Here is a 20722-nt window from a genome sequence, read left to right on the forward strand (position 1 = left end):
ATTATCATGACAACGAAGCTAGAAAGAAGATTAAAAATAAAAGCAGGCGTACGCGGCAAAATCTCAGGAACTACTGAGCGTCCGCGCCTGACTGTGTTTAGAAGCAACAAGCAAATCTACGCACAGGTGATAGATGATACTACAGGCAAGACTTTAGCCGCTGCTTCATCTTTGAAATTAGATGTTAAGGCTCCGAAAAAGGAGATCGCTGCTAAGGTTGGTGAATTAATCGCTAAAGGCGCTCAGGAAGCTGGCGTTCAGACAGTGGTTTTCGACCGTAATGGTTACCTGTATCACGGGAGAATTAAAGAATTAGCAGATGCTGCACGTAACGGCGGCCTTAAATTTTAATGAAGATGGCAAATAATAGAGTTAAATCGACCAACGACTTAGAGTTGAAGGACAGACTGGTTGCAATCAACCGTGTAACTAAGGTTACAAAAGGTGGACGTACATTCAGTTTTGCTGCTATCGTTGTAGTAGGAAACGAGGATGGTATCGTTGGCTGGGGATTAGGTAAAGCCGGTGAGGTAACGACAGCTATCGCTAAAGGTGTAGAAGCAGCTAAGAAGAACTTGATCAAGGTTCCGGTACACAAAGGTACGATCCCTCACGAACAATTAGCTAAATTCGGTGGTGCTCAAGTGCTGATTAGACCGGCATCTCACGGTACCGGTGTTAAGGCTGGTGGTGCTATGCGTGCCGTATTGGAGAGCGTAGGTATTACAGACGTTTTGGCAAAATCTAAAGGTTCTTCCAACCCTCATAACTTGGTGAAAGCTACTATCGCTGCGCTAGGTGAGTTGAGAAGCCCGTTCGATGTTGCTCAGAACAGAGGTGTTGCTGTTGAAAAAGTATTTAGAGGTTAATTAGGGAGGATAAGTTTATGGCAACTATTAAAGTAAAGCAAGTTAAAAGTAGAATTAAATGCCCGAAAGACCAAAAGAGAACGCTTGACGCACTAGGGCTGAGAAAGATGAACCAGATTGTAGAGCATGAAGCTAATCCGGCGATCTTAGGTATGGTTGAGAAAGTGAAACATTTGGTTTCTGTAGAAAAGTAATAATTGGTTGAAAAAATAAATTATACGATATGAATTTATCAAATTTAAAACCGGCTGAAGGATCTACCAAGACCAGAAAAAGAATCGGACGTGGTCCGGGTTCAGGATTAGGCGGAACTTCAACAAGAGGTCATAAAGGTGCCAAGTCTAGATCTGGCTACAAGAACAAGATTGGTTTCGAAGGTGGTCAGATGCCTATTCAAAGACGTTTGCCTAAATTCGGTTTCAAGAATATTAACCGTGTAGAATATAAAGCTATTAATATCGATACTTTGCAACAAATGGCAGAGGCTAAGCAATTGACTAAGATTGGTATTAATGAATTGATGGAGGCTGGTTTCATCTCTTCTTCTCAAGTGGTTAAAATTCTTGGTAACGGTAGCTTGACCGCTAAGTTAGAGGTTGAGGCTCACGCTTTCTCTAAGAGCGCAGAGGCAGCTATCCAAGCCGCAGGTGGAACAGTCGTTAAACTCTAAGTCATGAGAGCTGTTGAAACAATCAAGAATATCTGGAAGATTGAGGATCTGAGAAATCGGATCCTCACCACTCTTTTATTGGTGGCTATATACCGTTTTGGTACGTATGTAGTGCTTCCGGGTATCGATCCCAAAGCGTTGACCGCTTTACAGGAGCAGACAAGAGGCGGATTGCTTGCACTGTTGGATATGTTCTCAGGTGGAGCCTTTTCTAACGCATCTATTTTTGCGTTGGGAATCATGCCATATATTTCCGCTTCAATTGTTATGCAGTTGTTAGCCATCGCAGTTCCTTCTTTCCAAAAATTGCAGAGAGAGGGTGAGAGTGGCCGTAGAAAAATCAATCAGTGGACTCGTTACTTGACGATAGCGATCTTGTTATTCCAAGGTCCTACTTACTTGGTGAATTTAAGCGTTCAGCTTAAGGCTGCCGGTGCTGCTTTACCGGGTGGTATTTGGTTCACGATCTCATCTACGATCATCTTGGCTGCGGGAAGTATGTTTATCTTATGGCTAGGTGAAAGAATTACAGATAAAGGTGTTGGAAATGGTATTTCATTTATCATTTTAGTTGGTATTATAGCCCGTCTGCCGCACTCTTTGTTCCAAGAATTCGTTTCTAGAACAAGTGAGAAAACCGGTGGTCTGGTTATGTTCTTATTTGAGATGTTGTTCCTTTTGCTTGTTATCGCTGGTGCGATCTTATTGGTACAAGGTACTCGTAAGGTCCCCGTGCAATATGCGAAAAGGATTATCGGTAATAAACAATATGGTGGTGCGCGTCAGTATATCCCTTTGAAAGTGAATGCCGCTAACGTAATGCCTATCATCTTCGCTCAGGCGATCATGTTTATTCCTATCTCAATTGTAGGTTTCTCTAGTACGGGAGAGCAGAGCGGTTTTTGGGCTGCTTTCATGGATAATACGGGATTTTGGTACAACTTCGTGTTTGCGGTGTTGATTATCCTGTTTACGTATTTCTATACGGCTATCACGATCAATCCGACCCAGATGTCAGATGATTTGAAGAGAAACAATGGTTTTATTCCGGGTGTGAAACCGGGTAAGAATACCAAAGACTATCTGGATACCATTATGGACCGTATTACTTTGCCGGGTGCTTTTTTCCTTGCGTTGGTTGCTATCATGCCCGCTTTCGCTAGAATTGCCGGTGTAAGTATGGAGTTCTCCCAATTCTTTGGTGGTACATCTTTGTTGATTTTGGTTGGTGTGGTGTTGGATACATTGCAGCAAGTTGAAAGTCATTTGCTAATGCGTCATTATGACGGTTTGTTGAAGTCAGGAAGAATTAAAGGCCGTACAGGCTCTGTTGCCGCTTATTAATAGAATGATCTATTTAAAGACAGATGAAGAGATTGAGTTGATGCGTGAGGCTAATCAACTGGTGGGTAAGACACTTGGCGAGGTAGCTAAGCATATTGCCCCCGGAGTCTCCACACTTCAACTTGATAAGATTGCGGAAGAGTTCATTAGAGATAATGGTGCTGTTCCGGCTTTTTTGGGATATGGTGGTTTCCCTAATTCAATATGTGCCTCAGTGAATGATCAGGTGGTGCATGGTATTCCTTCTTCTAAGATGATCTTGAAAGAGGGTGACGTGATCTCTGTGGATTGTGGGACGATATTGAATGGTTTTGTCGGTGACTCCGCTTACACTTTCTGTGTAGGTGAGGTTGCGCCGGAAGTGAAGAAATTGTTGAAAGCGACGAAGGATTCACTTTATTTAGGTATCCAATGTGCTGTTGAAGGTCACCGTTTGGGTGATATCAGTAATGCGATTCAGACTTATTGCGAGTCTCAAGGTTACTCTGTCGTAAGAGAGCTGGTGGGACATGGTATAGGTCGGAAAATGCATGAGGAACCGGAAGTGCCTAATTATGGCAGACGTGGATGCGGACCGTTATTGCGTAACGGAATGTGTATCTGCATCGAGCCGATGATCAACATGGGAAGCAAGAACGTTGCATTTGAGAAAGACGGATGGACGGTTCGCACAAAGGACAGAAAGCCTTCTGCTCATTTCGAGCATTGTATCGCTATACGTCCGGATGGTCCCCATATCTTATCTTCATTTAAGTTTTTAGAGGAAGTTCTAGGAGAAAACGCAATTTAATTGGATTTATATGGCTAAACAATCAGCAATAGAGAAAGATGGAGTAATTGTAGAAGCATTGTCAAACGCGATGTTTCGTGTAGAATTGGAGAACGGACATGAAATTACCGCTCATATCTCAGGAAAGATGCGTATGCATTACATTAAGATCCTTCCGGGGGATAAGGTAAGAGTAGAAATGTCTCCGTATGATCTATCGAAAGGTAGAATTGCTTTTAGATACAAATAAAATTAAACACGATATGAAAGTAAGAGCATCTTTAAAGAAGCGTACACCTGAGTGCAAGATAGTAAGAAGAAAGGGTCGCTTATACGTAATTAACAAGAAAAATCCTAAGTATAAACAACGTCAAGGATAATTTATTATTTTTGCAAAATAATCTAAGTAAGTAATATGGCTATAAGAATAGTTGGTGTAGACTTGCCACAAAATAAAAGAGGAGAAATCGCTTTGACTTATATCTATGGTATTGGTCGTAGCGCTGCAAAATCCGTATTAGATAAGGCTGGGGTTGATCGTGATATCAAAGTTAAGGATTGGACAGACGATCAAGCCGCAAAGGTTCGTGAAGTCATTGGCGCTGAGTACAAGGTTGAAGGTGACCTTCGTTCTGAAGTTCAGTTGAACATCAAGCGTCTGATGGATATTGGTTGCTACAGAGGAGTTCGTCATCGCCTTGGTTTGCCTTTGAGAGGCCAAAGCACGAAGAACAACGCTCGTACTCGTAAGGGTAAGAAGAAAACTGTTGCAAATAAGAAAAAAGCTACTAAATAATAAGAGTTAATATGGCAAAGAAAACAGTCGCAGCAAAGAAGAGAAACGTAAAAGTTGACGCTTACGGTCAAGCTCATATTCATTCTTCTTTTAACAACATTATTGTGTCTTTAGCGAATAGCGAAGGACAAGTAATCAGCTGGTCTTCCGCTGGTAAGATGGGATTCAGAAGCTCTAAGAAGAATACTCCTTATGCAGCTCAGATGGCAGCACAGGATTGCGCTAAAGTAGCTTATGATCTTGGTTTAAGAAAGGTGAAAGTATTCGTTAAGGGTCCGGGTAACGGTCGTGAGTCCGCTATCAGAACGATCCATGGCGCAGGTATCGAGGTAACAGAAATCGTTGATGTTACACCGCTTCCTCATAACGGATGTCGTCCTCCGAAAAAGAGAAGAGTATAATTAATTATAGTTTCTTAAACATTGAATCCGGAATTGTGAATAGATTGCATATTGACCTTATCCTCTCTGTAATCGCGGCTGCACGGTTCCAGATTCAAACAGAACATTTAAAAAAATAAAAAAATGGCAAGATATACTGGACCAAGAACAAGAATTGCCCGTAAGTTTGGTGAGGCAATATTCGGTGCGGATAAAGTTCTTTCTAAGAAGAACTATCCTCCTGGACAACATGGTAACTCCAGAAAAAGAAAGACTTCTGAATACGGTATCCAGCTTCGTGAGAAGCAAAAAGCAAAATACACTTATGGCGTATTGGAGAAGCAATTTAGAAACTTATTCGAAAAAGCTTCACGCTCTAAAGGTATTACCGGTGAGGTGCTTCTTCAATTGTTAGAAGGCCGTCTTGACAATATGGTTTATCGTTTGGGTATGGCCCCGACAAGAGCCGCAGCTCGTCAGTTGGTTTCTCATCGTCACATTACAGTAGACGGAAGTGTTGTAAACATTCCTTCTTACTCTGTAAAACCCGGTCAGGTTATTGGTGTTAGAGAAAAATCTAAATCCATGGAGGTTATTGCCGACGCATTGTCAGGCTTCAACCACAGCAAGTATCCTTGGATTGAGTGGGATCAGTCTTCAATGAGCGGAAAATTACTGCATCTGCCGGAAAGAACTGACATTCCTGAAAACATTAAAGAGCAGTTGATCGTAGAATTGTATTCTAAATAATAATTGATTTCCATGGCGATATTAGCATTTCAAAAACCCGATAAAGTATTAATGTTGGAAGCGGACAATTTCTTCGGAAAGTTTGAATTTCGTCCGTTGGAACCCGGCTATGGTATTACAATAGGTAATGCTTTACGTCGTATTCTCCTGTCGTCACTTGAAGGTTTTGCTATTACATCCATTAAGATCGACGGGGTTGACCATGAATTTGGTACAATCCCGGGTGTTATCGAGGATGTAACAAACATTATCTTGAATCTGAAGCAAGTTCGTTTCAAGCATATCGTAGACGACATCGAGAATGAAAAAGTGAGTATTACTGTTTCGGGTTCGGAAGTGTTCAAAGCCGGTGATATTGGTAAGCAACTGACTGGATTCGAGATCTTGAATCCAGATTTGGTTATTTGCCGCTTGGATCCGACCGCAAGTTTCCAGATTGAATTGACTATTAATAAAGGTCGCGGTTATGTACCCGCAGATGAGAACAGAGACCCGAACGCAGATATGCATGTGATCGCTATCGACTCTATCTTCACTCCGATACGTAACGTAAAATATTCAATCGAGAACTTCCGTGTTGAACAGAAGACGGACTACGAGAAGTTGGTTCTTGAAATAGCCACAGATGGTTCTATTCATCCGAAGGAGGCGTTGAAGGAAGCAGCGAAGATTCTGATTCATCATTTCATGTTGTTCTCAGATGAAAAGATTGCGATCGAGACAGCGGATACTGAAGGCAATGAAGAGTTCGATGAAGAAGTACTTCATATGCGTCAGTTGCTTAAGAGCAAGCTGGCTGATATGGACCTTTCCGTTCGTGCATTGAATTGCTTAAAGGCCGCAGATGTTGAAACATTAGGTGAGTTGGTTAAGTTCAATAAGAATGATTTGTTGAAATTCCGTAACTTCGGTAAGAAGTCGCTCACTGAACTTGATGAACTGCTTGAGAGCTTGAACCTTTCATTCGGTATGGATATCACAAAATATAAATTAGATAAAGAGTAAGTAAACGATGAGACATAATAAGAAATTCAATCATTTAGGTCGTACAAATACTCACCGTGACGCAATGCTTTCGAATATGGCTTGTTCTTTGATCAAGCATAAGAGAATCTTTACTACGACAGCAAAGGCAAAAGCGCTACGTAAGTATGTAGAACCACTTATCACGAAGTCTAAGGAGGATACAACTCACTCTAGACGTGTGGTATTTAGCAATTTGCAAGACAAATTTGCTGTAACAGAGTTGTTCAAGGAAATTGCTCAGAAGATCGGTGATCGTCCGGGTGGTTATACCAGAATCATCAAGACTGGTAACCGTTTAGGTGACAACGCAGCTATGTGCTTTATTGAGTTAGTAGACTATAACGAAAATATGTTGAAGGATACAGCCGCTAAGAAAGCTCCTAAAACAAGACGTTCTCGTAAAAAAGCAACAGCAGCGGTTACTGAGGCTCCTGCAGCTGAAGCAGCTAGCGAGGAAAAAGCAGCTGAATAAGCAAGTTTTTTACAATCATATAAGAAAAGCGATTCGTATCACACGGATCGCTTTTTTTGTTTATTAGCGAATTGATAAATTTGATGAGTTATAAGGAACATTCCTTGCTTGGCTATTGTTATATTTGTGAAAAAGAAAAGTAAGACATCATTGAACAACTAATAAAACAAATATAGTAATATGGAAATTGTAAAAGTAGTAGGTAGAGAGATCCTTGATTCACGTGGCAACCCGACAGTAGAAGTAGATGTACATTTGGCTTCCGGCGCATTTGGTCGTGCGGCTGTACCCTCTGGCGCCTCTACCGGCGAGAACGAGGCTATCGAGTTACGTGATGGCGATAAAAATCGTTACGGTGGTAAAGGTGTTCTTCGTGCCGTGGATAATGTAAATAAGGTAATCGCTCCCGCCATTTTAGGTATGAGCGCCTTGAATCAAAGAGAGATAGACCATAAGTTGCTGGATTTGGATGGTACAAAGACAAAATCAAATCTAGGAGCTAACGCTATGTTAGGTGTATCGCTTGCCGTAGCGAAGGCAGCGGCTAATTATCTGGATCTGCCTTTATATCGTTATATCGGAGGAACAAATACTTATGTGTTGCCGGTTCCTATGATGAACATTATCAATGGAGGTTCTCACTCCGACGCTCCGATCGCCTTTCAAGAATTCATGATCCGTCCGGTAGGTGCGAAGAGTTTCCGTGAGGGGCTTCGTATGGGCGCAGAGGTTTTCCATGCGTTGAAGAAAGTATTGCACGATCGTGGCTTGAGCACGGCTGTAGGTGATGAGGGCGGTTTCGCTCCGGCATTGAATGGTACGGAAGATGCCTTGAATTCTATTATGGCCGCTATCAAAGCCGCTGGATATGAGCCGGGCAAGGATGTGACGATAGCCATGGATTGCGCTGCTTCCGAGTTTTATCACGATGGTGTGTATGATTATACGAAATTCGAGGGTGAGAAAGGCGCTAAGCGTAACGCCCAGCAACAAGTCGCTTATCTGAGTGAGTTGGTGAATAAATACCCGATTGATTCTATCGAGGATGGTATGGACGAGAATGACTGGGCCGGTTGGCAAATGCTAACCTCCACGCTAGGCGGAAAATGCCAGTTGGTAGGTGATGACCTGTTCGTTACAAACGTAGAGTTCTTGAAGAAAGGTATCGAGAAGGGTTGCGCGAACTCCATCTTGATCAAGGTAAATCAGATCGGTACATTGAGCGAGACATTAGACGCTATCGAGATGGCCCACCGTAATGGCTACACATCCGTGACTTCCCACCGTTCCGGTGAGACAGAGGACGCTACGATCGCAGATATCGCCGTAGCTACCAACAGCGGACAGATCAAGACCGGCTCATTGAGCCGCTCCGATCGTATGGCGAAATACAACCAGTTGCTTCGTATCGAGGAGGAATTGGGTTCCTTAGCTGTTTATGGTTATAAGACTTATAAGAAGTGAAAAAACGGGGCAAGCCTACTAATCGATAGCCGGCCTGCCCCTAACATTTAATGATTATAAATCTATTGCCCTAAATAAGAGAGTGAATGTTGTATCTCTTCTCTAGAGACCGAGAAGTTCCTGTTCCCGGCCAATTTATTTAATACGAGTGTGCCTATGTTTTCTGCGCTTTCCTTATCCGGGAACGCAATTACCGTATCAATAGAGGGAATGGTGGGTTGGTAAATCAACACCTTTCCGTTCATCCTAATCTGGTACCCCCAGCCATCCCCCGATTGAAACGTTTGCAACTCCAGTTGCCGCCCGGGAGAAGACCCCATTTCTTCACCCCGGAAAAAAGATAAATAAAACAGTAATACCGGCAGTACCACTAGGCCCGGTACGAACCAAGCCCGTCCTTTCTTAGTACTCATCATCGTCATATTCATTCGGGTGAAGTTCCCAAATATCATCAAATTGAGTGGTACCACTTTTGCCGGATACTACGAATCCTTTCTCGCCAGAGGAGAAAGATGCTGTCGCCGTACGGGCAGTTCCCTTGAATTTAGCCACGTTTTCCCATAGATCGGTGGCCGGATAATATTTCCAAGTGTCGCTACGTAGGCTTCCGCTCTCACCGCAAGTCAGATAAGCGGCTCCATCAATCACGAAAGCAACCCCGTTCGTACGTGTGATCGTATAATCATCGTCATAATCCTCGTCCGAGGAATCCGATATATCCCTAAGTTGGGTCCATGATTCCGTGCTGGGATCGAATTTCCAGAAATCGTCTACATATTCGCCGTTATTTTGTCCGCAACATACATAAGCGATTCCATTTATCACGAAGCTGGTAGCGCCCTGACGCTTTGTCCCGCCGATACTGATCGTTTGCGTCCAGCTATTTGCCGCCGGATTAAAGGCATAAAAGTCTTTTAGGTAATTCCCGTCGTATCCGCATCCGATATACGCTTTACCGTTTACCCCGAAGGCCACGGCTCCATATCGGCCCGAGCCGGGGAAATCCGCTTTCTGTGCCCACGTATTGGTGGTCGGGTTAAATTCCCAGAAGTCATTCAAGTAATTGGTACCGTCGTATCCGGTTCCCAGATATCCCTTTTCATCTACCGCCATAGCTACGGCCGAATTGCGGGCGGTTCCGGGAAAGTCCGCCTTTTGCGTCCAAGTATCTCGTTCCATATCATATTCCCAACAATCCGATAAACGATTTTTTCCGTCGTTTCCGCAAATCAGATATCCTTTGTTACCGATCGTGAAAGAGGAGGCGTAATTTCGCGCCAATCCGTCCATGTCAGAGACACGGTACCACTTACCGATCAAATCATCGTCATCATCATCACTGCAAGCGCTGATGATGACAGGAAGAAAAGCGATCAAGAATACAAGAATCCTTTTGTGTATCATTCTAACTACGTGTTTTGTTTTTACGGAAGCAAAAGAACGAGGGTTTTACGAGACCCACAAATTAAATCGGTAAACATACGGTTTTTATCGGTGAATAAGCCGGATTTATAGGTTAGGGCCTCGAATGGTTTTGAAATCGGTTTCATCTTCAGTATCGGGCCGTTTACAGAGGAAACCGGTGGGTTCATGGGTTTATCTTGCCGGGTTTTGCGCTAAATACGTTCTTTGCCATCGGATTGATAAAAGATTATTCGCTTATTAAATAAGAAGTATGGTTAGAACATTCTTTGCTTTGGGGTGCTTGATGCTCTGTCTGGGACTGTTTTCCTGTTATGACGAGAACGGTACGTATGGCAGCGATCTGGTGGACTCCGCTTTCCGTAACGTTCGTATAGATACCAGCACGGTCGTAGTGACCTCGGTATTGATCGACTCGTTGGAGACATCCGGTAAGAACGTCGCTTTGGTAGGCCGGTACAAACATTCATTATGGGGAGTCGTCTCGTCGCATAGCTTTATCGCTTATGAGAGACCGAGCTATGGGACTGATCCGGACGAGACGGTCGTACTGGACTCGCTAGTCCTGTCTCTCGCTTTCGATGGTCGCTTTGTAGGAGACACGACCCTCCAACAAACCCTCTCGATTTATCAGCTAACGGAGAAGATTGTCTTAAACGATAACGGGTACTTATATAATAATAGCAGTGTCTCTTACGCTCCCGAGGCTTTGGCGGTCTGCTCATTTAAACCGAAGCCGAAGGGCGGGGAGAAACTGGAAGTCCGTCTTCCCGATGCGCTAGGGCAAGACCTCTTGTCCCGTTTTCATGCGCAGGATCAAGCGGTGTCCGAGGATCGCTTTGAGGACTATTTCAAGGGGGTGGCGATCGTGCCGGACTTGGCGGGAAGCGAGTCTCTGCTGACTTTCACGGTAGCCGATTCCTCCGCCGCTTTAGTCCTGCATTATCATTTATCCGATGAGCTTTCCACGGAGAAGGAATTATGGTTCTTCCCAAATACGGATACCCAGTTCAATCATATCGACCATGACCGTAGTGGAACGGATATGGCAGGATATCCGATGAAAGGAGTGGAGATACCTTCGGCTGAGCTTAGTAACCGGGGCGTATTATTCGGAGGCTTGGGTTGGTATACCCGTCTGGAATTCCCGTATTTGAATAATCTGATGCAACAAGGCACGCAAGTGGAGATCGAGAGCGCTTTACTTAAGATTTATCCCGAGCAAGGTACTTATTCGGATTACAATACCTTGCCGGACAGCCTCTACCTATATATCGCCGATGAGAATAATGTGGTGACGGATGCCGTGACCGATTATCTCGGTTCCGAGGTTCAACGAGGTACGCTATCGGAAGACAATACGTTTAACGAGAACACCTATTATTATTTCGACGTGACTCAATTCATGCAAGAGGAGCTAGGTGCCTTTGGCATGTATAAGCATAATCTTCAGTTGGTTTTTAATAGTGATGATTACACCGGCACGTTCAAGAACTTGACGTTTAACGATCAGGGAGGACGTAACCCGGTCACCCTACAACTCATTTATAAGGTCTATGAAAGTTACTAGATACCTTCTTTACCCTTGCCTCTTGATGGCGGCAAGCACATCCGCGCAGAATGCGATGACTTCCTCACCTTACTCGATGTTTGGACTGGGTGAGATGGCTTCCGGTTTATATGGTCAAAATACCTCGATGGCGGGTGTCACTGTCGGCATGCGGGAAGGGATGCTGATGAATATAGAGAATCCTGCCGGATTGACGGCGTTGGATAGTTGTAAGTTGTTCGCTGAGGCATCTGCCTTCGTGAAGAATGAGCGATACCGCTCAGACGGGAGCTCTAGCAACGCATTCACCGGAAATTTCTCCGCTTTCTCATTGGGAGGGCGTATCATGCGACGGTGGTATATGTCCGCCGGGGTAACTCCTTATAGTTTCGTTGGGTATTATTTTAAGTCCTCGCAAGAGTTGGAAGGATCTCCCGGAACCTTTGTAACCAGTACGTTTTCGGGGACAGGCGGGCTTTCCAAGGCTTTCCTTTCCCAGGGATTTTTATTGACCAAGCATCTATCGGTCGGTATGAATCTTAATTTTATCTTTGGAAATATGACGCAGAATGAGATACAAAGTGCGATGACAGTGTCAAGGGAGATGTCCGGCCGCTCTTTTTACGCCGATTTCGGTTTACAATATCATCGTCCGATCGCCCGGGAAACCTTTCTAACGGTCGGCGCCATTTACGGCTATAAGCAACGGATCTCATTGAAAAACACGGTGACGGTGACGGGAAGCAGCACGGAAACCCCCTATAACCAGAAAAGGGTGACACAATATCTACCTCAATATATAGGTATCGGTAGCTCATTGGCGCATAAGAAATGGACGTATGCGTTGGACTATCTGTTCCGGCAATACGGGGTATTGAACTCGGGCGATAGCCGGGTAAAGTTCCGGGATTCGCATGAGCTACGCTTGGGCGTATGCTATTTCCCGAATGGATTTAGCTCCAGCAGTTATTGGAAACGGATGTCTTATAAAGCGGGTGTTTCCGTTTCCACGCCTTACCTGCGGTTGAAAGGGCAATCCGGCGGGGCGTATCGGGTAAGCGTCGGCTTGGGGTTACCCGTCTTGAATGGCCGTATCAATACGGCGTTTTATTACGATCGTCTCCAATTGCAAGGGAATGCGTTGCGAAGGGATATCATGGGCTTTACGGTGACCTATACATTAAGCGAGAAGTTTTATCAAGTGAAACTTTAGTTACTCTTGAAGAGACAGTTTATTCATCAAGGCTGGCAGGTACGAGTCGCTGATAGGGATCAGTTCCTCGCCGATACGTATCCGCTTACGCTCGATATAATTAATGTGGGAGAGGGATACGATGTAAGAGCGATGTACCCGGCAAAAACGATTCCTGTCCAGAAACTCCTCGAACCGCTTCAAGCTGACTTGCGTGAGCAGGGGCTTGCCATTGATACGGTGTACCTTTACATAATCGCCGTACCCCTCGAGGAAAAGGATCTCTTCCCGGCGGAGGCGAATGATCTTGCTGCCTTCCCGGACGAAGATGGGGCGTTCTGTTTGCTCCTTGCTCAGCGCTTGGTGGACATCGGCCAAAGCCTTGTCCAGTTTCTCGAAATATCCCATGAGCGTGTTCAGGGTCGAGGTGTCTCCGTCGAAAGTGATACATTTCAGCATAGTGTTTTTTACCTTTATTTGTTGTACCGCAAAATAACAGGAAAGTTCGGTGAAGAAAGGTTAAGCACCGATTAGTGGTATAATCGGGTCGGTGAATCGCCTTACGTGAGGGGGTGAAAAGACATTATTCCTCCTCCCTCAGAATCCATTTCTTGAAGATCGGGGTCTTGGTTTTGCTAATGATAATACGTTCGGGGACAGGTAAGGTGAGGTTGACGGACAGGCGGCTCCCGAACCAAAGATCTATATCCTTGATGGCGTTGCGTGAAATGATGAATTGACGGTTGGCCCGGAAGAAAAGCCTCTCGTCCAGTTGCTCTCCCAATGCGTCGAGGGTACGGTCTACGGGATGTTGTTTTCCGTCGAAGGTATAGGCGGTAACTTTTTCGTTGGCCGTATAGAAATAAAGGATCTCCTCAGCCGGTAACGGATAGAATTTATCGGCCAGCATGATCAATAAGCTCCTGACCGTGTGGCGACTCTGGATTGTACGGTTCGTTTGCCGGATATGCGCCAGCCTTTCCTCGGTATCGAACAGCCGTAATTTATTCAAGGCCCTTTCCAGCGAGACCAGCGTGACAGGTTTCAGTAAATAATCGATACTGCTTACTTGAAAAGCCTGTAACGCATACTCATCATAAGCGGTCGTGAAGACTACCGGAGCATCTATCTCCACCTGTTCGAATATCTTGAACGCCGATCCATCCGCTAAATGGATATCCATGAAAATGATATCCGGATGAGGCGATGTCCGGAAGAACTCAACGCTCTCTTCGATACTCTCCAGCTCGGCGATCACCTCGATCGGGGTAACCGTATTTTGCGCTAGGATCGCCTTTAAGCTATTAACGGCGGTAGTCTCATCTTCTATAATAACTGCTTTCATGAGTGAATGGGTTTATTGAGTAAAGGAAGCGTGACCTTGAAATATTCCTTGCGGTTGGAGATCTGGATGTCCTTTCCGGTAAGCATCCGGTAGCGCCCCCATAGGTTCTTCAATCCGATACCGCTGCCTTTGCTATCTTCCGACTTAGGATGTATTTTATTGGATATGATTAGTTTGTCCTCATGGGTGGTATAGATATCGATCTGTAGCGGGTATTGCTTGCTGATAACGTTGTGCTTTACGGCGTTCTCGATCAAGGGGAGTACGCTCAATATCGGCAGATACCAAAGTAAGTAAGGGGTATCCGCTTGGATGGAGAAGAATAGTTTTCCCTCGTAGCGCACGCTCAGCAGATAGGTATACGCCTTTACGAATTGAAGTTCTTCCGCTAGCGTAACCAGCTCTTTCTTGTTGCTTTGCAAGATATACCGGAAGACGTTGGATAGCTCATCCAGATAAGCCAACGTCTGTTGTTTTTCTCCGCTCTGTATCAAGGCGTTCAATCCATTTAAGGAGTTGAAGAAGAAATGTGGGTTGATTTGTCCCATCAAGGCGTTATAGGAATTCTGTAACTTCTCGGTCTTCAATTGTTCATATTCCAGTTTCATTTGTTGCTTGCTGCTTAACAGGCGGATTAGTACGGAACTTAGCATAACCGTAAGGAAGACGAAAAGATGCTCCGTCATGAAAGAGTTAGGGACCGTGAAAGGCTTGGGAGGTACCGGTATGCCCCGGCGTTCGGCAGACCTGATGGTTTGCGTAGCCATCCTGCCCCGGTCGATGCGGATCATGATATCCTGGGTAGCTGGCTGGGGCCCATCTTCCCCAAGCCATTCTACGAAAATGGCCGTGTACAAAACCGGCGATAGATGAAACATGCCGTAGGCGATGCTGATACAAGTTACGCAAACCAGCAATACCCTTTTATACTCTTTCCTGCGGAAAAGCTTGTCCCCGAGCTTATACATCAGGCTGTTGACAATAAATAAGATGAAGGAGAACACGAAGAACCAGATTAGCAAATAATACATGGTGCGATCCGGAGGCTGGATATCCATGCTCGGGTTTCCGGTCTCGAACTCATATTTACGCATCAGAAGGGCGAAGTTCACGAAAATACTAAGCAAGACGGATATCGTGAAGCCGATCAATAAGTCGTTTCTTTTTAATTGTAACATAGATAAACCCTTTGTCTGCTTACAAAGATAGGGCTTCCTTATCCGAGCGGGAAAAGGAATCGACGAAACGGATAAAAATATCGGTGAATCGCCCGGGCTTCCGAAAATAATGTACCTTTGCCGGAAATTAGGATCTCTGTCGCTATGACGAAATGGTTTGTCTACATATTTCTGGCCAGTGTCTGCCTGTTGCTTTCCTGTGGCGGTAAATCCGTCCGGGAAAAATTTGCGGAGGCGGACCGGTTGGTAAACGAGAATAACTTAGATAGCGCTGCCTGGCTGCTGGAGGAACAAATAACGCTTTCCGCTCTTTCGGATAGCGATAAGGCAGAGTATGGACGGAGGCTCGCTTGGCTTCATCTCTTGCAGGGGCGCAGCTTAGTGAACGACTCGCTCATCGACTACTCAGTGGATTATTATAAGGAGCATGCCTCGGAGCCTTTACTTTCCGCTTATTTCGTAAAGGCTATTTATATGGGTGATTCCCGGAAGGGGTTGGAACAAAGACGTGCTTTGTACCGAGAGGCGATAGATTCCGCTTATTCCCGTTCGGATTCGACCTACCTTGTACGTTTTTATGACCGATTGACTTCCTTGAGCTTTGGTGAGGGGTTGTATCGGGAAACGATCGCAGACTCGAAGGAATGGGAAGCCTCGCCAAAAGCTGGATTTAAGGAGATGGCCTATTATATGGCCGGGTTGAGTTATAGCCGCTTGCGAATGAGGGACTCGGCGGATTATTATCTTCGTTTGGCCGCGGACTCGGCCTTGGCTAAGAATATCGAATGGTATGCCCATCATTTTGCCCGCAATTACGCGGATTTCTTGTATGACTTTAATCCCAAGGCTTCTATCAGCTATTTGCGTTTGCTGAAGGAACGTTATCCGGAACGAGAAATCTTGGGATCCTATGTTATGCCTTGGATCAATCTTGGGGAGCTGGATTCTGCCCGGAAGTATATCGAGAAGAATACGTTAGACTTGGAGCGTAGTCACAGCGATGATATAGCCTCGCATGCGCTGAATTATGCCTATCAATTTATATTGGACGTAAAGGAAAATAAACCGGTGGATATTTCCCGATTAGGGCAATATTGTGATTCTTTGTATATCGTGAAATCGCAAACGGAGAAGGCGGAGCGAGAACGCTTGATCGACCAAAACCGTTTGCGCCAAGCGAACCTTCGTCTGGAGATGAGCCGGCAGCGCACGTTCTCTATCTTGGTGATCGTCTCCTTGTTTTCTCTATTGGTCGCTGGTGGAGTTTCCATCTATATCCGTAACCGAAGGAACCGTTTGATCGATATGGAGGAGCGTTTGGAGGCCTTGCGTCAGCTCTTGGACGAATCGAGGCAATCCGTAGCGGAGGAGGAGAAACCCGATAGTGCCTTTTTCCGTAAGGTCTTGTTGCAGCAATTGGGTGTTATCCGCTTGATGGCGACTACTCCCACGCAACAAAATAAGGAATTGCTCCAGCAAATGACTCGTATCACGAATGAGGATGTCCCGGTAGATACGCTTTTGGTATGGGATGACCTGTATCCGATTATCGATGCGGTCTATGATAATTTCCATACGCATCTGGTCCGATTGTCTGATGGGCGTTTGCTGGAAAAAGAAATCCAGCTTTGCTGCTTGTTATGCGCCGGCTTCTCTACCAAAGAAATCAGTGTGGTTACCCAGCAAAGCGTCCGTACGATCTATCAGCGCAAGACGGACATCCGCCATAAGCTGGGTATGGACGAGAAAGAGGATATCATCGGCAATATAAGTGCTCAAACGGCAAATATAAACTTTTCTCTCTAAGTCGTTCGCTAATACTTTGTAAATCAGTATATGCACGTAATGCCTTGCACTTTAGTTTCTTGCCTGTATAAATCGATTTTAGCTGTTTACCTCCTTACATTTGTCTCGAATCAAATTTGAATTTTATGAGAAGACAAGTATTATTTGTGGGATTGATTTGCGTTGCCTTTTTGGTAAACGCGCAAGAGGAGAAAACGATCGATTTGGATGAGGTTACCATTCAAGCCTCTTCGATTATAAGAAAGAGAGACCGTCAACTTATATTCCCCTCTAAAGACCAAGTGCGGCGCTCGATGGATGGCTTGGATTTGACAAGGCGGATGTCCTTACCTCGTCTATGGGTAGATCCGAATACGAAAAGTATCTCTATGGCGAATGGAAACGTTCAGTTGCGTATAAATGGCGTGTTGGCTTCTTCCTTAGAAGTCGCAGCCCTCTCGCCGGAGGATATCAAACGGGTGGAATATCACGATAACCCCGGCTTGCGATATGGGGAAGGAGTCGATATCGTCTTGGATTATATAACGATCAAGCGGACTTCCGGTGGAAATCTCGGCGTGGATTTAAGCCATCAATTAAACACGTTTTGGATGGCAGATTATATATAATATATGGTAAGTATAACCGAGGACGTTCGGAATTCTCTTTATCCAGCTTTGCGAACGGACACCGGTATAAAGAGGCATGGCAAGACCGGACGGAAATCTTTCATACCCCAGATGGTACCTTCCAGCGAACACAGGAAGGAATCCCCGGGAGGGATTATGAGATGTATTGGACTACGACGGCGAATTATAACTACACGAAGGATGATGATTATTTCTTGAACGCTAAGCTGAATTTTTATTATTATGACTATCCGCATAACTATAGCAATGCCCTTTTAAGGAATAGCGAGAGCAAGATGACGACCGATCTTATCGATAATAATAAATCCTTGAATACCCGTCCCTCGCTCGACTTGTATTATTTCCGGAAATTACCACGTAAACAATCATTGGCTGTCAATGTCGTGGGAACTTATTCGAATACCGATAGCCGTCATACCTACCGGGAAGAACTGGAAAGTATTCCTTTGACAGATATTTATACGAAAGTAGATGGAAAGCGCTATTCGGTAATCGGAGAGGGTATCTACGAGAAAGAGCTAGAGACCGGTCGTATTTCCGCCGGTTTGAAACATACGCAGGCTTATACGGACAACGTATATTCCGGTTCCGGTGATTATACGACCCATATGACGGAATCTGAATCGTATATGTATGCGCAATACGTAGGAACTTGGAAGAAGTTGGTTTATAACGTAGGTTTGGGCGCCTCCCGTAATTATCTATCGCAAGAAAACTCGGGCTCTTATAATCGGTGGTATTTCCGCCCGCAGGTAACACTTACTTATACTATCAATGAGGTATTATCCGCTCGTTATCGGTATACCCTGCGCAATGTAAACCCATCCTTGTCTGAGTTGAGTAACGTGGAGCAATGGATTGATTCCTTACAGGTTCGTAGAGGTAATCCGGGTCTATCCCCTTTCTTATATCATAACAACGCCGTGGAATTTCATGTGAATACGGCAAAGGTCAAGGCCGGCTTTACTTTCTCTTACCAATACCAGCCCCGCATGGTCATGGAAGAGACCCTGTATGACGCTAGCCGGGGACTTTTTATCCGTATCTACGATAACCAACGGAGTTTCCATCGTTTTACGCCGGAACTGTATTTGAATTATTCACCCTTCGGCGATTATCTGCGCATGAATATCTCCGGAGGCTTGAACCATTTCCAATCGAATGGAAATAGCTATTCGCATACATACACGGATCCCTTCTATGTGATCTCTTTGAATAGCGATGTGAAGAACTTTAATTTTAACCTGTTGATTTATAAGAGAAGCTATAGTTTTTCGGGTGAGACCAGTCGTGAGGCCGATCGTTTTAATAGGTTGGGTATCGGTTATAGGATCGGGAAGGTTCAGTTAAGCGCTTCTTTCTCTACCCAATTTACCTCATCCGCCCGTTACCGGAGTAAGAACCATTCAGCGATCGCTCCCTATGTGACCGATCAGCGTTTTGGTGATATTTATCCGGGCTTCGAGATTGGATTCTCTTACCACTTAGATTTCGGTCGCAAATACAAATCCGTGGATCGTAAGTTATATAATTCAGATAATGAATCGGGTATATTGAATAGTCGGAAGTAAGTTACATCTATATTGTCGATTACGTGTTCGCGGCTTTCAGTATGCAATATATCATAATTGGGTAGGATATAGTTCTCTATCATTCCTACCCGTTTCATGCGTGCGAACACCTCTTGATAAGGCTGCCCCAATTTGCGTGCGGTTCCTTCTATACAAAAGGAAGCGAACGCTAGCTCTATTTCTGTTTGCGATAGTTCGATTTGTTTATCCATTTTTCCATGTCGCTTAGATGAATTTGCTTTAAATGTACGTAAAAAGCGGCTCATGCGATAAAATCCGTGGATGAAATTATCTATAATAGAGGATTCCGTAGTGGTAGTACTAAAATGATATTTGTCTTTGTATAACTGAGAAGTATTTGCTAACTTTGTTATCTATAACCAGAAAAAGGATAGGGTTATGACTATAGAGGAGAAGCAACTGGAATTTATGATTTATTGCATAGAGAGTACCGCGGAACGATTAGGGCGTTATGGTTCGGATGTATATAATAAACTGAAGGAACTAGGAGCGATCAATGGCTATATCCGCTCTTATTACGATACCTTGCATACGCAAGGGAAATCATATATCGTAGACTCCATCTTAGAATATATTTACTATCGTGATCCTCAATGGCTCCCGGACGGATATAAACCCTTCCGTAGTATTGAAGAGAAAGGGAAAACACTATGTTGACGGTTTATCATGGTTCCACTTGCCGCATAGAGGAGCCTTTGGCTGGGGTTTGCCGGCCTAATCTGGATTTTGGAATCGGGTTCTATGTTACGGACTTGAAAGAACAGGCAGTTCGTTGGGCACTTCGTACAGCAGAGGTACGTCATAAGGATGAGGCTTGGCTGAATGTTTATTCTTTGGATATGGATGTCTGTCGTGTCTTGCCATATCGCTATTTATGTTTCGAAACTTATGATGCTGATTGGTTAGACTTTGTAGTGGCCTGTCGTCAAGGTCGAAATTTGTGGTCAGCTTATGACATGATAGAAGGAGGTATAGCGGATGACCGTGTGATTCGTACGATTGACCTTTATATGCGTGGGGATTATACACGCGAGGAGGCCTTGGCTCGTCTTATCCATCAAGAGCCTAATAACCAGATTTGCATAATTAACCAAGAGATCATAGATCGTTGCCTCTGCTTTACGGAAGCGTTTCTTTTACCTAAAACACCTGCTCCACTTGTTGTCCCTGGTGCGGCTGATACGGTTATGCAGGGTAAATATAGGGGAGTTATCGAACTGCTTGCGTCTCGTTTGCGTATTTCTGCCGATAAAGCATTAGACCTTTTTTATAATAGTGATACTTATAAATGCCTGACATTACGGAATGGAGATTTGCTTTTAAAAAGCGATCTCTACATTCTTGACGAAATCATACGAGAGCTGCAGGATAAACAGGGCTAGTGTCTTAACTTGCGTGCGGTTCCTTCTATACAAAAGGACACTTATCGAGGAATGTACAGGGGAGCTGTCGCTCTGCTTAGAGAGTTA

Annotated in this window: 27 protein-coding genes; 21 read left to right on the top strand and 6 right to left on the bottom strand. The window is 44.6% G+C overall.

What is annotated here, in order from left to right; genetic code table 11:
• The first annotated feature begins 6 nt into the window (after positions 1–6).
• The 14 genes from rplR to eno all read left to right on the top strand — a co-directional run bounded on the left by rplR (position 7) and on the right by eno (position 8540).
• Positions 7–351, top strand: coding sequence for a 50S ribosomal protein L18 (gene rplR / locus DWX33_RS07035; protein WP_005853992.1), 345 nt, complete (start codon positions 7–9; stop codon positions 349–351).
• Positions 351–869, top strand: coding sequence for a 30S ribosomal protein S5 (gene rpsE, locus DWX33_RS07040; RefSeq protein ID WP_008773758.1), 519 nt, complete (start codon positions 351–353; stop codon positions 867–869). Before rplR ends, rpsE begins: the two co-directional genes overlap by 1 nt.
• 17 nt (positions 870–886) lie before the next feature.
• Positions 887–1063, top strand: coding sequence for a 50S ribosomal protein L30 (rpmD, locus tag DWX33_RS07045; protein WP_005853996.1), 177 nt, complete (start codon positions 887–889; stop codon positions 1061–1063).
• Between the two features lie 29 nt (positions 1064–1092).
• Positions 1093–1539, top strand: coding sequence for a 50S ribosomal protein L15 (gene rplO / locus DWX33_RS07050; RefSeq protein ID WP_005853999.1), 447 nt, complete (start codon positions 1093–1095; stop codon positions 1537–1539).
• A gap of 3 nt (positions 1540–1542) precedes the next feature.
• Positions 1543–2883 carry a preprotein translocase subunit SecY gene (secY, locus tag DWX33_RS07055; protein ID WP_005854004.1) on the top strand — a complete coding sequence of 447 codons (1341 nt, stop codon included), beginning with the start codon at positions 1543–1545 and terminating at the stop codon, positions 2881–2883.
• 4 nt (positions 2884–2887) lie between these two features.
• On the top strand, positions 2888–3673 hold the full coding sequence (gene map, locus DWX33_RS07060; RefSeq protein WP_122380109.1) for a type I methionyl aminopeptidase: 786 nt from the start codon (positions 2888–2890) through the stop codon (positions 3671–3673).
• Between the two features lie 10 nt (positions 3674–3683).
• Positions 3684–3902 carry a translation initiation factor IF-1 gene (gene infA, locus DWX33_RS07065; protein ID WP_005854007.1) on the top strand — a complete coding sequence of 73 codons (219 nt, stop codon included), beginning with the start codon at positions 3684–3686 and terminating at the stop codon, positions 3900–3902.
• Between the two features lie 13 nt (positions 3903–3915).
• Positions 3916–4032, top strand: a complete 117-nt coding sequence (gene ykgO / locus DWX33_RS07070) for a type B 50S ribosomal protein L36 (protein WP_005645768.1) — start codon at positions 3916–3918, stop codon at positions 4030–4032.
• A 35-nt stretch (positions 4033–4067) separates the two neighbouring features.
• Positions 4068–4448: a 30S ribosomal protein S13 gene (rpsM, locus tag DWX33_RS07075; protein ID WP_005854010.1), complete on the top strand. Its 381-nt coding sequence runs from the start codon at positions 4068–4070 to the stop codon at positions 4446–4448.
• Positions 4449–4459: 11 nt separating this feature from the next.
• Complete coding sequence (gene rpsK, locus DWX33_RS07080; RefSeq protein ID WP_005634781.1) at positions 4460–4849, top strand: 30S ribosomal protein S11; 390 nt, start codon at positions 4460–4462, stop codon at positions 4847–4849.
• Between the two features lie 123 nt (positions 4850–4972).
• Entirely contained in the window at positions 4973–5578 is a 606-nt protein-coding gene (rpsD, locus tag DWX33_RS07085) for a 30S ribosomal protein S4 (RefSeq protein ID WP_005867123.1), read from the top strand.
• A 12-nt stretch (positions 5579–5590) separates the two neighbouring features.
• Positions 5591–6583: a DNA-directed RNA polymerase subunit alpha gene (locus DWX33_RS07090; RefSeq protein ID WP_005867125.1), complete on the top strand. Its 993-nt coding sequence runs from the start codon at positions 5591–5593 to the stop codon at positions 6581–6583.
• A gap of 7 nt (positions 6584–6590) precedes the next feature.
• Positions 6591–7076, top strand: coding sequence for a 50S ribosomal protein L17 (rplQ, locus tag DWX33_RS07095; protein WP_005867127.1), 486 nt, complete (start codon positions 6591–6593; stop codon positions 7074–7076).
• Between the two features lie 180 nt (positions 7077–7256).
• Positions 7257–8540 carry a phosphopyruvate hydratase gene (gene eno, locus DWX33_RS07100; RefSeq protein ID WP_005867129.1) on the top strand — a complete coding sequence of 428 codons (1284 nt, stop codon included), beginning with the start codon at positions 7257–7259 and terminating at the stop codon, positions 8538–8540.
• A 62-nt stretch (positions 8541–8602) separates the two neighbouring features.
• Here the strand turns inward: eno and DWX33_RS07105 are convergent, their stop codons facing one another.
• Together DWX33_RS07105 and DWX33_RS07110 are read right to left on the bottom strand one after the other, a co-directional pair.
• On the bottom strand, positions 8603–8956 hold the full coding sequence (locus DWX33_RS07105; protein WP_008778715.1) for a DUF4907 domain-containing protein: 354 nt from the start codon (positions 8954–8956) through the stop codon (positions 8603–8605).
• The gene (locus tag DWX33_RS07110) at positions 8943–9944 is read right to left on the bottom strand and encodes a kelch repeat-containing protein (protein ID WP_008773751.1); all 1002 of its coding nucleotides are present in this window, start codon (positions 9942–9944) and stop codon (positions 8943–8945) included. The genes DWX33_RS07105 and DWX33_RS07110 overlap by 14 nt, the downstream gene beginning before the upstream one ends.
• Before the next feature lie 271 nt (positions 9945–10215).
• Here DWX33_RS07110 and DWX33_RS07115 point away from each other — a divergent pair, with 271 nt between their 5' ends.
• Entirely contained in the window at positions 10216–11532 is a 1317-nt protein-coding gene (locus DWX33_RS07115) for a DUF4270 family protein (RefSeq protein WP_005867135.1), read from the top strand.
• Positions 11519–12724, top strand: a complete 1206-nt coding sequence (locus DWX33_RS07120) for a hypothetical protein (protein ID WP_057326840.1) — start codon at positions 11519–11521, stop codon at positions 12722–12724. Before DWX33_RS07115 ends, DWX33_RS07120 begins: the two co-directional genes overlap by 14 nt.
• Here the strand turns inward: DWX33_RS07120 and DWX33_RS07125 are convergent, their stop codons facing one another.
• The 3 genes from DWX33_RS07125 to DWX33_RS07135 form a co-directional block, all read right to left on the bottom strand.
• Entirely contained in the window at positions 12725–13162 is a 438-nt protein-coding gene (locus DWX33_RS07125; protein ID WP_008773747.1) for a LytTR family DNA-binding domain-containing protein, read from the bottom strand. It lies immediately after the preceding gene.
• A gap of 124 nt (positions 13163–13286) precedes the next feature.
• Complete coding sequence (locus DWX33_RS07130) at positions 13287–14048, bottom strand: LytTR family DNA-binding domain-containing protein (RefSeq protein WP_005867143.1); 762 nt, start codon at positions 14046–14048, stop codon at positions 13287–13289.
• A complete protein-coding gene (locus tag DWX33_RS07135; protein ID WP_057326837.1) occupies positions 14045–15226 on the bottom strand; it encodes a sensor histidine kinase in 1182 nt (393 codons plus the stop codon). Before DWX33_RS07135 ends, DWX33_RS07130 begins: the two co-directional genes overlap by 4 nt.
• A 117-nt stretch (positions 15227–15343) precedes the next feature.
• On the opposite strand from DWX33_RS07135, the gene DWX33_RS07140 reads away from it, so the two are divergent.
• The 3 genes from DWX33_RS07140 (at position 15344) to DWX33_RS07145 (ending at position 19232) form a co-directional block, all read left to right on the top strand.
• Positions 15344–17032, top strand: a complete 1689-nt coding sequence (locus DWX33_RS07140; protein WP_233570133.1) for a LuxR family transcriptional regulator — start codon at positions 15344–15346, stop codon at positions 17030–17032.
• A 125-nt stretch (positions 17033–17157) separates the two neighbouring features.
• A complete protein-coding gene (locus DWX33_RS22780; RefSeq protein WP_233570134.1) occupies positions 17158–17640 on the top strand; it encodes a hypothetical protein in 483 nt (160 codons plus the stop codon).
• Complete coding sequence (locus DWX33_RS07145; RefSeq protein WP_233570135.1) at positions 17619–19232, top strand: outer membrane beta-barrel family protein; 1614 nt, start codon at positions 17619–17621, stop codon at positions 19230–19232. The genes DWX33_RS22780 and DWX33_RS07145 overlap by 22 nt, the downstream gene beginning before the upstream one ends.
• Here DWX33_RS07145 and DWX33_RS07150 read toward each other — a convergent pair.
• Positions 19139–19498: a DUF3791 domain-containing protein gene (locus DWX33_RS07150; RefSeq protein ID WP_306801560.1), complete on the bottom strand. Its 360-nt coding sequence runs from the start codon at positions 19496–19498 to the stop codon at positions 19139–19141. The two genes, DWX33_RS07145 and DWX33_RS07150, sit on opposite strands and share 94 nt — an antisense overlap.
• Before the next feature lie 133 nt (positions 19499–19631).
• Between DWX33_RS07150 and DWX33_RS07155 the strand changes: the two genes are divergently transcribed.
• Positions 19632–19910, top strand: coding sequence for a DUF3791 domain-containing protein (locus tag DWX33_RS07155; protein WP_005867148.1), 279 nt, complete (start codon positions 19632–19634; stop codon positions 19908–19910).
• A complete protein-coding gene (locus DWX33_RS07160) occupies positions 19904–20635 on the top strand; it encodes a DUF3990 domain-containing protein (protein ID WP_008773742.1) in 732 nt (243 codons plus the stop codon). Before DWX33_RS07155 ends, DWX33_RS07160 begins: the two co-directional genes overlap by 7 nt.
• The last annotated feature ends 87 nt before the right edge of the window (positions 20636–20722 follow it).

Source organism: Parabacteroides sp. AF19-14 (assembly GCF_003635485.1).
Taxonomy (GTDB): Bacteria; Bacteroidota; Bacteroidia; order Bacteroidales; family Tannerellaceae; genus Parabacteroides; species Parabacteroides distasonis.

Bases quoted from the DNA above. Each gene is read 5' to 3' on its own strand.
- rplR (WP_005853992.1), top strand. From the start codon at position 7: ATGACAACGAAGCTAGAAAGAAGATTAAAAATAAAAGCAGGCGTACGC.
- rpsE (WP_008773758.1), top strand. From the start codon at position 351: ATGAAGATGGCAAATAATAGAGTTAAATCGACCAACGACTTAGAGTTG.
- rpmD (WP_005853996.1), top strand. From the start codon at position 887: ATGGCAACTATTAAAGTAAAGCAAGTTAAAAGTAGAATTAAATGCCCG.
- rplO (WP_005853999.1), top strand. From the start codon at position 1,093: ATGAATTTATCAAATTTAAAACCGGCTGAAGGATCTACCAAGACCAGA.
- secY (WP_005854004.1), top strand. From the start codon at position 1,543: ATGAGAGCTGTTGAAACAATCAAGAATATCTGGAAGATTGAGGATCTG.
- map (WP_122380109.1), top strand. From the start codon at position 2,888: ATGATCTATTTAAAGACAGATGAAGAGATTGAGTTGATGCGTGAGGCT.
- infA (WP_005854007.1), top strand. From the start codon at position 3,684: ATGGCTAAACAATCAGCAATAGAGAAAGATGGAGTAATTGTAGAAGCA.
- ykgO (WP_005645768.1), top strand. From the start codon at position 3,916: ATGAAAGTAAGAGCATCTTTAAAGAAGCGTACACCTGAGTGCAAGATA.
- rpsM (WP_005854010.1), top strand. From the start codon at position 4,068: ATGGCTATAAGAATAGTTGGTGTAGACTTGCCACAAAATAAAAGAGGA.
- rpsK (WP_005634781.1), top strand. From the start codon at position 4,460: ATGGCAAAGAAAACAGTCGCAGCAAAGAAGAGAAACGTAAAAGTTGAC.
- rpsD (WP_005867123.1), top strand. From the start codon at position 4,973: ATGGCAAGATATACTGGACCAAGAACAAGAATTGCCCGTAAGTTTGGT.
- DWX33_RS07090 (WP_005867125.1), top strand. From the start codon at position 5,591: ATGGCGATATTAGCATTTCAAAAACCCGATAAAGTATTAATGTTGGAA.
- rplQ (WP_005867127.1), top strand. From the start codon at position 6,591: ATGAGACATAATAAGAAATTCAATCATTTAGGTCGTACAAATACTCAC.
- eno (WP_005867129.1), top strand. From the start codon at position 7,257: ATGGAAATTGTAAAAGTAGTAGGTAGAGAGATCCTTGATTCACGTGGC.
- DWX33_RS07105 (WP_008778715.1), bottom strand. From the start codon at position 8,956: ATGATGAGTACTAAGAAAGGACGGGCTTGGTTCGTACCGGGCCTAGTG.
- DWX33_RS07110 (WP_008773751.1), bottom strand. From the start codon at position 9,944: ATGATACACAAAAGGATTCTTGTATTCTTGATCGCTTTTCTTCCTGTC.
- DWX33_RS07115 (WP_005867135.1), top strand. From the start codon at position 10,216: ATGGTTAGAACATTCTTTGCTTTGGGGTGCTTGATGCTCTGTCTGGGA.
- DWX33_RS07120 (WP_057326840.1), top strand. From the start codon at position 11,519: ATGAAAGTTACTAGATACCTTCTTTACCCTTGCCTCTTGATGGCGGCA.
- DWX33_RS07125 (WP_008773747.1), bottom strand. From the start codon at position 13,162: ATGCTGAAATGTATCACTTTCGACGGAGACACCTCGACCCTGAACACG.
- DWX33_RS07130 (WP_005867143.1), bottom strand. From the start codon at position 14,048: ATGAAAGCAGTTATTATAGAAGATGAGACTACCGCCGTTAATAGCTTA.
- DWX33_RS07135 (WP_057326837.1), bottom strand. From the start codon at position 15,226: ATGTTACAATTAAAAAGAAACGACTTATTGATCGGCTTCACGATATCC.
- DWX33_RS22780 (WP_233570134.1), top strand. From the start codon at position 17,158: ATGAGAAGACAAGTATTATTTGTGGGATTGATTTGCGTTGCCTTTTTG.
- DWX33_RS07150 (WP_306801560.1), bottom strand. From the start codon at position 19,498: ATGAGCCGCTTTTTACGTACATTTAAAGCAAATTCATCTAAGCGACAT.
- DWX33_RS07155 (WP_005867148.1), top strand. From the start codon at position 19,632: ATGACTATAGAGGAGAAGCAACTGGAATTTATGATTTATTGCATAGAG.
- DWX33_RS07160 (WP_008773742.1), top strand. From the start codon at position 19,904: ATGTTGACGGTTTATCATGGTTCCACTTGCCGCATAGAGGAGCCTTTG.